Source organism: uncultured Streptococcus sp., assembly GCF_963528215.1.
GTDB lineage: Bacteria > Bacillota > Bacilli > Lactobacillales > Streptococcaceae > Streptococcus.
In genome coordinates this window covers 1-8,982 of record NZ_CAURVL010000042.1, presented here as the reverse complement: position 1 = coordinate 8,982, position 8,982 = coordinate 1, and the positions used below count along the sequence as shown (strand labels likewise).

Here is an 8,982-nt window from a genome sequence, read left to right as displayed (position 1 = left end):
ACGACAGATGTTCCAAGAGATTTCCGATACTCTGACAGTTATGGCAAGTGAGGTGAAGGACTAGTGTTTCGATTAGCAGCAAAATTGGCGGTATCCAATCTGATTAAGAACCGCCGTCTCTATTATCCTTTTGCACTGGCTACCTGTGTGGCTGTAGCAATTTCTTATATTTTCAACTCCTTGGCTTTTAATCCCAATCTATCCAAAATGACAGGTGCCAGCTCTGTTATCCTAGTTTTGGTCCTAGGGGTCGTTATTGTGAACATCACAGCTGGAATTATTGTCTTTTATGCCAATCAATTTGTCATGAAGAATCGCTCCAAGGAGCTAGGGCTTTACGGTATGCTAGGTCTCAATAAGCGTCATCTCTTTGTTATGACCTTTATTGAGCTTCTGATTTTCGGGTTAGTGGCTGTATGCTTGGGGCTGACTATTGGTGTTCTCTTTGACCAGCTGATTTATGCCTTTCTGCTCAAGCTCATGGGGACCAAGGTGGTGCTGGTTTCGACATTCCAGCTACCGGTCTTGATTCTTGTTTTTATTTTCTATGGCTTTATTTTTGCAGGCTTGGTCTTTGTTAATGGTTGGCGAATTCTGCGTTTTGATTCTCTGAAGATGGCTAAGGAAAAGGCTAGCGGAGAGAAGAAGAGCCGGTTTTTACTGCCACAGACCTTTATTGGTCTGGCAGCTCTGCTCTACGGCTACTATCTGGCCCAGACCGTGCGGAATCCTATGGAAGCAATCTTCATCTTTTTTGGAGCAGTCCTCTTGGTCATTTTAGGAACCTACCTGCTCTTTAACGCTGGTATTACAGTCTTTCTTCAGCTTCTGCAAAAGAATAAAAAGTATTACTACCAGCCAAATAATATGATTTCCGTCTCAAATCTTATTTACCGGATGAAGAAAAATGCAGTGGGGCTGGCTACTATTTCCATCCTATCGACAATGGTTCTAGTGACCTTCTCTGCTGGTATGAACATCTATTCTGGCGCGGAATATATGCAAAAACTGATGTTTCCGCATGATTTCTCTATCAATGGCGGTGTGAATGCAAAAAAAGAACAGCTGGATCAGGTCTTGACAGAGTTTGTAGCAGAGAATCAGCTGAAGGTCAAGCAACAGGAGACCTATCAGTTTTATTCAATGGGTGTCAAGAAGAAAGAGGGTAACAGCCTAGATATTTATCCTAAGGGACAATGGGCTGTGTCACCTAATACCTATATCTTGATGTTTTCCAGCGAGGATTACGAAAAGCTGACAGGAAAGGATCTGTCTTTGCAGGAAAATGAGATTGCTATCTTTAACAAGGGAGTGGATCTGGATTATAAGCAGCCTCTCCAGCTGGCTGGCCAAAACTTGACGATCAAGAAAGTCCTGTCTGAAGATTTTATCTTTCACAAGATTCCAGATGAGTATAATATCATCATTCCTAAAGGGCTGTATCTAGTAGCCAAGGATCCTAGTCAACTCTTAGCTCCGCAGATGGAGCAGCAAGCTATTAATCCTGTGCTCTATGGTAGTCTGGATATCGAAGCTTCAGAAGATGAAAAGGCTAAGCTGGATACGATTTATCAAAAGAAAATGGCGGACTACAACCAATCCCTGCCAGAAGGTGCCGGAGGTGTCCACGGTCAAACTGGTGTGATTGGCATAATTGAGATTAAGGGTATGCTGGGTGGTGTCTTCTTTATAGGGATTTTCCTCTCTATTGTCTTCATGATGGGAACAGTGCTGGTTATCTACTACAAGCAAATTTCCGAAGGCTACGAAGATCGTGACCGCTTCATCATCCTACAGAAAGTCGGCTTAGACGAGCAACAGACTAGAAAGACCATTCGTAAACAAGTACAGACTGTCTTCTTCCTGCCCCTAATCTTTGCCTTCCTTCATTTGGCTTTTGCCTATCACATGCTCAGTCTCATTTTACAGATGTTGGGCGTGCTCAACGCAAGTCTTATGTTAGTGGTGACTCTGGGTGTTTGTGCTCTATTTATTGCAGTATATGTCGGTGTCTTTCTCATCACATCTCGCAGCTATCGCAAAATTGTGGCTATGTGATAGTAGAGACAGGATTCATATAGCTTTCATTTATTTTAAAGACTTAGGCTGAGATTTCTCTCAGCCTTTCTTTTCTCGGAAAATTTCTGAGAAAGATTCCTAAAAGCGTCGAAATATGATAAAATAGGACGTTAATGCAATTAGGAGAATAAAAATAGATGAATATTTTTAGAAAGAAAGATGCCAGCAAGGACAGAACGGGCATGCGCCGTCACTTGAAAATTCCTGATTTGATTTTGCTTGGTATTGGAGCCATGGTAGGAACTGGAATTTTCACTATCACAGGGACTGGAGCAGCCAAATATGCTGGGCCAGCTCTGACCGTTTCGATTGTCATTTCAGCGCTTTGTGTGAGTATTTCGGCACTTTTTTACGCTGAGTTTGCCTCACGGATTCCGGCCAATGGCGGAGCCTACAGTTATATTTATGCGGTTCTGGGAGAATTTCCTGCTTGGCTGGCTGGTTGGCTGACCATCATGGAGTTCATGACGGCTATCTCAGGTGTTGCCTCTGGATGGGGGTCTTATCTGAAGGGATTACTGAGCGGCTTTGGTATCCAGCTGCCGGCAGCTCTGAATGGCACCTTCAATCCAACAGCAGGTACTTATGTGGACTTGCTGCCTATTCTGGTCTTGGTCTTTGTTACAGGGGTTGTCCTTTTGAACTCAAAGGCAGCCCTGCGCTTCAACTCAGCCTTGGTGGTCTTAAAATTCTCAGCCTTAGCACTCTTTATCATTGCAGGATTTTTCTTCATCAAGCCAGAAAATTGGTCTAACTTTGCACCATTTGGTTTTGGAGAAATTTATGGCGGCAAGGTCGGTATCATGGCTGGGGCTTCACTCATGTTCTTTGCCTTTCTGGGCTTTGAGTCTATTTCCATGGCGGTCGATGAAATCAAAGAGCCCCAAAAGAATGTTCCGCGCGGGATTGTTTTGTCCTTGAGCATCGTGACCATTCTCTATATTTTGGTGACCTTGGTCTTGACTGGGATTGTCCACTATAGCAAGCTGGATGTCTCAGATGCGGTGGCCTTTGCCCTGCGCAGCGTCGGACTTGGCTGGGCAGCTAACTATATCTCTGTCGTCGCTATTTTGACTCTGATTACGGTCTGCATTTCCATGACCTACGCCCTGTCGCGGATGATTTACAGTATTGCGCGTGATGGTCTTTTGCCTCGCTCTTTCAAAAAATTGACAGAGACCAGTCGGGTGCCAAAGAATGCAACGATTTTAGTAGGGATTGCCTCAGCTGTCTGTGCTGGTATCTTCCCCTTGGCTAGCATCGCCTCTTTCCTCAATATCTGTACCTTGGCCTATCTTATTCTATTGGCTGTGGCAGTCTTGAAATTGCGGAAAGATCAAGGAATGCCGAAAGCAGGAGAATTCAAAACGCCTTTAGTCCCTCTAACACCAATTTTATCCATTATCATCTGCCTGTCCTTCATGACCCAGTACACCAAGGAAACCTGGCAAGCCTTTGGAATTGCCCTAGCGCTGGGAAGTCTCATCTATGTCTTCTATGGCTATCGGAACTCAGAAATCGCTGTAAAAGAGAAGTAGGGTGAAGTATTGCTATTAAAAAGAAAGTAAAAGTAGAAAAGAATGAAGAACCTTAACCTAAGCCAAAAGAAGAAAATCTGGCTCTTTGCCCTTGCTTTTATCGCTTTGATTTTACTGGCGATTGTGATCAATATTCAGATGAACCAGCCCGAAGATATGCATGCTGATTATGTTCGACTTTGGAAGACAACTTGGCACGAGGAAAATAAAGACTGGCTCTATCCACTGAAAAATATCTGTCTTGTTATTCTGGTAGTTCTAGCTGGGTCTGGTTTGATGATTGCATTCTCTAAGAGTGAGAGATGGAAATAAGCTTCTGTAGATTAAAATAATCTTACAAAAATGTAAGATTGACGATGATAAATGTAAGGTAGAGACATGGAAAACGTGTCTCTATTTTGCTATAATCAGCTCAGAAATCCTCACAAGAAAGGTTGTGCAATTATGAAAAAAGTCCTTTTAGGTTGCTTGGGAACAGTATTGGTTTTGCTTGCTCTTTTAATGGGTTTTCTGGCCTACTTTGGTCCAGACTATGGCATTTTTCTTTTCCCACCTAGTCCGCAGGACTACGCTCGCTCGGTTGTGAAAAAGCTTGATTTCGGTCTTTATACGGACAAAGACTGGGAAAATGAGAAAAAGAAAGCCTTAGAGAAGCTTGAATCAGCCAAGACTTATCAAGACACCCATCCTGTTTTGGAAGAATTAACCAAAAAGGCTGGCGGGAAGCATTCTTATTTTTTAAGTCCACAGGATAATCCCGAAAATTGGTCGGAAAGCAAAAATCAGCCTGAAGTGCAGAATCGAGAGGGCATTCTCTATTTAAAAGTTCCTGCTTTCACTGGTGATACACAGGCAGCGAAGGCTTATGCCAAGAAACTGTCAGCAGCTCTTAAAAAGGATGACTATCAGGCGGTTGTAGTAGATTTGAGAGACAATACCGGCGGGAATATGTATCCGATGATTGCGGGCCTGTCCTCTCTTTTGCCTGATGAAGACCTCTTCCAATTCGTTGAAAAAAATGGAAGCAAGAGCGCGGTTTCTCGATTAGATATTCTGAAGCAGCTTGGTTTGGAGCCGACTGATGAGAAAGCAAAGAAAGTGCCAATAGCTGTCCTTACCAATGGGAAGACAGGTAGCTCAGGAGAGATGACTGTTTTAGCTTTTAAGGGACTGGAAAATGTTAAAATATTTGGTCAGCCAACGGCAAGCTATACTACGGGAAATAATTATTATCAACTATATGATGGAGCGGTTTTGCTCTTGACTACCTCGAGTATCCTAGATCGCACGGGCAAGCTTTATGAGAATGAGGCCATTCAGCCCGATGTCCTAACAGACCAGCCTTTAGAAGAGGCGGAGTCTTGGTTGAAGGGACAGATGGGAGAATAGTTCATTGAAAGCAGTCAAAAAGACTGCTTTTCTGCTATAATAAAGAGAAGAACGAGGTGACAGATGATTCGTAAAGTAAAACTAAGAGATGCCGCAGCCATTCAGCGGCTTAATGCTGAGTGCTTGGGCTATAACTTCGATAGGGAAGCGACGGAGGCTCAACTGAAGAGGCTGCTAGAGAATGACCAGCATTTGATTTTGGTAGCTGAAGAAGGCGGTCAGGTCATAGGTTACGCTCATGCAGCTAGCTACGACTGTCTCTATTTCCCGTCCTTACTCAATCTATTGGCTTTGGCCGTCGCTCAGGAATTTCAAGGGCGGGGACATGGCAGAGCGCTGATGCAAGCTTTGCGCGAAGAGGCAAAAGCCGCAGGCTACACAGGGATTCGGATTAATTCAGGAATTTCCCGCTCATCAGCTCATGAATTTTATCGCAGTCTTGGTTGTAGCGAAAAAGCAGACCAAAAACGATTTTATTGGGGATTTTAGAGAAAATAAGGAGAATTAGCATGAAGAGAAAGAAGATAGTGTATGCCTTATTGAGTATTCTCTTATTGGGAGCTTTAACTCTGCTCACCTTATGGGTTATTAAAATAAATACTAAAGTTTATACTGACATACGAGAAACAAAATTTAAGAGCATTCAGCTTTTTGATAACAATAAATTCGTGTTAGTCGCTGTAGATGAGAAAGAGAATCGAGCCGATATTTACTATGGACAAAATTATGTTTCAACTATTGCCGTCCATTCTTGGCGAATTGGAGAAGTTAAAAATTCTCCACCAATTGGGAAAGAAGAATACTATAAGATAATCAGCTACGATTTAAATAGCCCTAATCTATCAAAGAAAGAACTAGACCTGTATGAATTACCTGAAATTCAGACACAAAAGTTTAGACTCAATGAAGTCTTAAGCAGTTATTATGGCAATGGGAAAGACTATATGACACGAGACCATCTTTACCAATATGTTAATGGAGAAGTTTTTGAGCAAAGTTTTTTACTGGATATTGATAATGAGGAGCTCTCTTTCAAGGATGTTGATCAAAGAAGAAATGAGATGGCGACGAAAGATCCATATCGAAACAAAGTGAGCTTGACTCCTGGTGGGCTAGGAGACAGCTTAAGTGCTCAGTTGAGAGAATACCATTTATTGCAATTGGGAGGGACTATTGTTCCAGACTTAGATTCTGATAATAAAATTGATATTTCCAACACCAACTTTGCTCAGCTTTATCCAGATGTAGCTAAAAATATGAAGGATATGACTCAACTTTATTTCCGGCCTCAACAGTATAACCAAAAAGAATGGTTTGATAATCTTTTACACTGGTTTGCGCCTAAGGGGCAGGATGTGATGGAAGTTTATGCGACAGATTCTGCAACAGGTGAGAAAACACAAATCAAATCATTTGATGACTATTTAGCATGGCGAGAGGCCCACCCTGAGGAGGTGAAAAAATATGAGCAATAAAATTGAACCACTAACCCAGCAGCATGCTTTGGAAATTGCTAAGGACTGGCATTATGAGGCGCCTTATGACTTTTATGATATGAAAAATGACCTGGAAGATTATGAAGAAATGGTTTCTCCTGAAGCGCGTGGGGACCGTTATTATCAAGTACTGAGAGAAGGGAAACTCTATGGATTTTTCTGCTTGGAGCACAAAGGAAAGCAAGTTTTGGAGCTTGGTTTGGGGATGAAGCCGGAGCACTGCGGAAAGGGTCAGGGCGCTGCATTTTTGCAGGAAATTCTGGACTTTATCTCAGAAAATTTTGCGCCCCAAGTCATCAGGCTATCCGTGGCAGACTTCAATCACCGAGCTCAGCAGCTTTATCTCAACATGGGCTTTGAAGTGGTGAGGCGCATTCCGCAGGAAAGCAATGGCGATATTCATCTCTTTGTGGAGATGGAGAAGAAGGTCTAATTTTAGACTTTGTTGCAAAGCGTCAGATAAAATTATTGACAGTCAAGAAAAAGTCGTTCAATATATTTATGACTACTGACGGCTAGCAGGGAATTTGTAAATGATTACCAATAAACAAAAGGAGAAAACCATGACATTTGAAGAAATTTTACCAGGCCTTAAGGCCAAGAAAAAATATGTGCGTACAGGTTGGGGTGGGGCAGAGAACTACGTCCAGCTCTTTGACACGATTGAGCAAAATGGGGTGGCTCTTGAAGTGACACCTTATTTCCTCATCAATGTTTCTGGTGAGGGGGAGGGCTTCTCCATGTGGAGCCCGACTCCTTGTGATGTGCTCGCGACAGATTGGGTGGAAGTAGATGACTAAGACAGTACTGGTGACGGGAGCTAGCTCTGGCATTGGCCGAGCTCAGGCTCTGACCTTTTTGGAAAATGGCTACCGGGTTTATGGGGTGGACAAGGATGAAAATCCTGGCTTTCTAAATGAGCTTCGTTTTGTCAAGATGGATTTGACAGGGGATTTGACACCACTCTTTACTAGCTTACCCGAGGTGGATATTCTCTGTAATACAGCAGGTATCTTGGACAATTATCTTCCCCTGCACGAGACCAGTGACGAGGACTGGGAGCAGATTTTTGCGCTTAATCTGTCCGCGACTATGAAAATCACTCGCTTTTACCTGCAGAAAATGCTGGAGAAGAAGTCAGGCATCATCATTAATATGTGCTCGATTGCTAGCTTTCTGGCTGGCGGTGGCGGTGCTGCCTATACAGCCTCTAAGCATGCTCTGGCTGGCCTGACCAAACAGATAGCCTTAGACTATGCGGATAAAAATATCCAAGTATTTGGCTTGGCGCCGGGCGCTGTCAAGACAGCTATGACTGCTGCGGATTTTGAGCCAGGCGGACTGGCAGACTGGGTTGCTGAGGAGACTCCTATCAAGCGTTGGCTGGACCCTCAGGAAGTGGCAGACATCAGCCTCTTTCTAGCCAGTGGTAAGACAGCTGCTATGCAGGGCGAGATTATCAAAATCGACGGTGGCTGGAGTTTGAAGTAAGTAGATGAAGAATGAAAACAATGAAAAAGCTAAAAAACTTTTCCAATCCTGGACCAAAAATATGGTAATTTACGGTTTGGATGCTGGCCTAGGGCAGTTCTTCATGAATGCGCCTGAGACATCTTGCCTTTACCAACTAGGAAATTTCATTTTTCCGGCTGGTCAGGTGGATTGTTATTTTTGGCAAGAGTACATCACAAAATACAGCTTGGCTGACAAGATCATTATCTCCGAGGAGCCTAGCTGGCAAGAGTTTCTCGATAGTCAGACTGATTTGCAGCAGTTTACTCGTTATGCTTTTGCGGACAAGGTTGCCTTTGACACAGAGGCTTTGGAGAAATGGAAGAGCAGGCTACCAGCAAATTACTACCTTAGTCCGATTGATAAGGAGAGTTATGAGTGTTTGGCTAGGGAAGCCTGGTCTCAGGATTTGCAGGGTGATTTTCCCGATTTTGACCATTTTCAAGCGGCTGGTGGCTTTGGTTTTTTACTCTATTCAGGAGAGGAAATCATTGCTGGCGTATCGACAGGATTGGTCTATCATGGGGCCCTTGAGATTGAAATTGCTACCAAGCCGGCCTACCAAAGGCAGGGCTTGGCCAAAATCCTAGGTGCCAAGATGATTTTAGAAGCCCAAAAACGCTCACTCTTTCCTCTATGGGATGCGCACAATGAAGCTTCCAAGAAGATCGCAGAAAGCTTGGGCTATCAGTGTCTAGGCGCTTATCCGGCTTATGAATGGAAAGGGACTTTTAACCAATGAAGAAAAACCAAAGCTATTTATTAAAAGATATCATTGAGGCTGTAAAGTCGGAAGAGCTAGATGATGATTTCTGTTTATATGCTAAGGAAAATGGAGAACTGAATTTTCAGGACAGCTACTTGCTTCCTTGTTGGTAAAGTTTTTGTCCTTTAGGGCAAAAATCATGGCTATTGTTATCATTAAAGCAAACCAAAAGGCGGGAATGAGAATAGGAGAAAGCATTTCA

10 protein-coding genes and 1 pseudogene are annotated in these 8,982 nt (G+C 43.2%); all 11 read left to right on the top strand.

Features of this window, described 5'->3' with window-relative positions; translation table 11 throughout:
* Nucleotides 1–64, top strand: a pseudogene (locus RWS24_RS10220) (ABC transporter ATP-binding protein); the annotation flags it as partial.
* Nucleotides 64–2,058 (top strand): ABC transporter permease, encoded by a 1,995-nt coding sequence (locus RWS24_RS10215; RefSeq protein ID WP_314367218.1) that lies wholly within the window; start codon nucleotides 64–66, stop codon nucleotides 2,056–2,058. The pseudogene RWS24_RS10220 and the gene RWS24_RS10215, both read left to right, overlap by 1 nt.
* 158 nt (nucleotides 2,059–2,216) lie before the next feature.
* A complete protein-coding gene (locus tag RWS24_RS10210; RefSeq protein WP_314367215.1) occupies nucleotides 2,217–3,617 on the top strand; it encodes an amino acid permease in 1,401 nt (466 codons plus the stop codon).
* A gap of 42 nt (nucleotides 3,618–3,659) precedes the next feature.
* Nucleotides 3,660–3,929 (top strand): hypothetical protein, encoded by a 270-nt coding sequence (locus tag RWS24_RS10205; RefSeq protein WP_314367211.1) that lies wholly within the window; start codon nucleotides 3,660–3,662, stop codon nucleotides 3,927–3,929.
* A gap of 66 nt (nucleotides 3,930–3,995) precedes the next feature.
* Nucleotides 3,996–5,006 (top strand): S41 family peptidase, encoded by a 1,011-nt coding sequence (locus tag RWS24_RS10200; protein WP_314367208.1) that lies wholly within the window; start codon nucleotides 3,996–3,998, stop codon nucleotides 5,004–5,006.
* 63 nt (nucleotides 5,007–5,069) lie between these two features.
* Nucleotides 5,070–5,495, top strand: a complete 426-nt coding sequence (locus RWS24_RS10195; protein ID WP_314367205.1) for a GNAT family N-acetyltransferase — start codon at nucleotides 5,070–5,072, stop codon at nucleotides 5,493–5,495.
* Between the two features lie 20 nt (nucleotides 5,496–5,515).
* Nucleotides 5,516–6,481, top strand: coding sequence for a hypothetical protein (locus tag RWS24_RS10190; protein WP_314367202.1), 966 nt, complete (start codon nucleotides 5,516–5,518; stop codon nucleotides 6,479–6,481).
* Entirely contained in the window at nucleotides 6,471–6,935 is a 465-nt protein-coding gene (locus RWS24_RS10185) for a GNAT family protein (protein ID WP_314367200.1), read from the top strand. The genes RWS24_RS10190 and RWS24_RS10185 overlap by 11 nt, the downstream gene beginning before the upstream one ends.
* A 130-nt stretch (nucleotides 6,936–7,065) precedes the next feature.
* Nucleotides 7,066–7,302, top strand: coding sequence for a DUF2829 domain-containing protein (locus tag RWS24_RS10180; protein WP_002899859.1), 237 nt, complete (start codon nucleotides 7,066–7,068; stop codon nucleotides 7,300–7,302).
* A complete protein-coding gene (locus RWS24_RS10175) occupies nucleotides 7,295–7,993 on the top strand; it encodes a 3-oxoacyl-ACP reductase (protein WP_314367197.1) in 699 nt (232 codons plus the stop codon). The genes RWS24_RS10180 and RWS24_RS10175 overlap by 8 nt, the downstream gene beginning before the upstream one ends.
* Before the next feature lie 4 nt (nucleotides 7,994–7,997).
* Complete coding sequence (locus RWS24_RS10170; protein ID WP_314367194.1) at nucleotides 7,998–8,756, top strand: GNAT family N-acetyltransferase; 759 nt, start codon at nucleotides 7,998–8,000, stop codon at nucleotides 8,754–8,756.
* The last annotated feature ends 226 nt before the right edge of the window (nucleotides 8,757–8,982 follow it).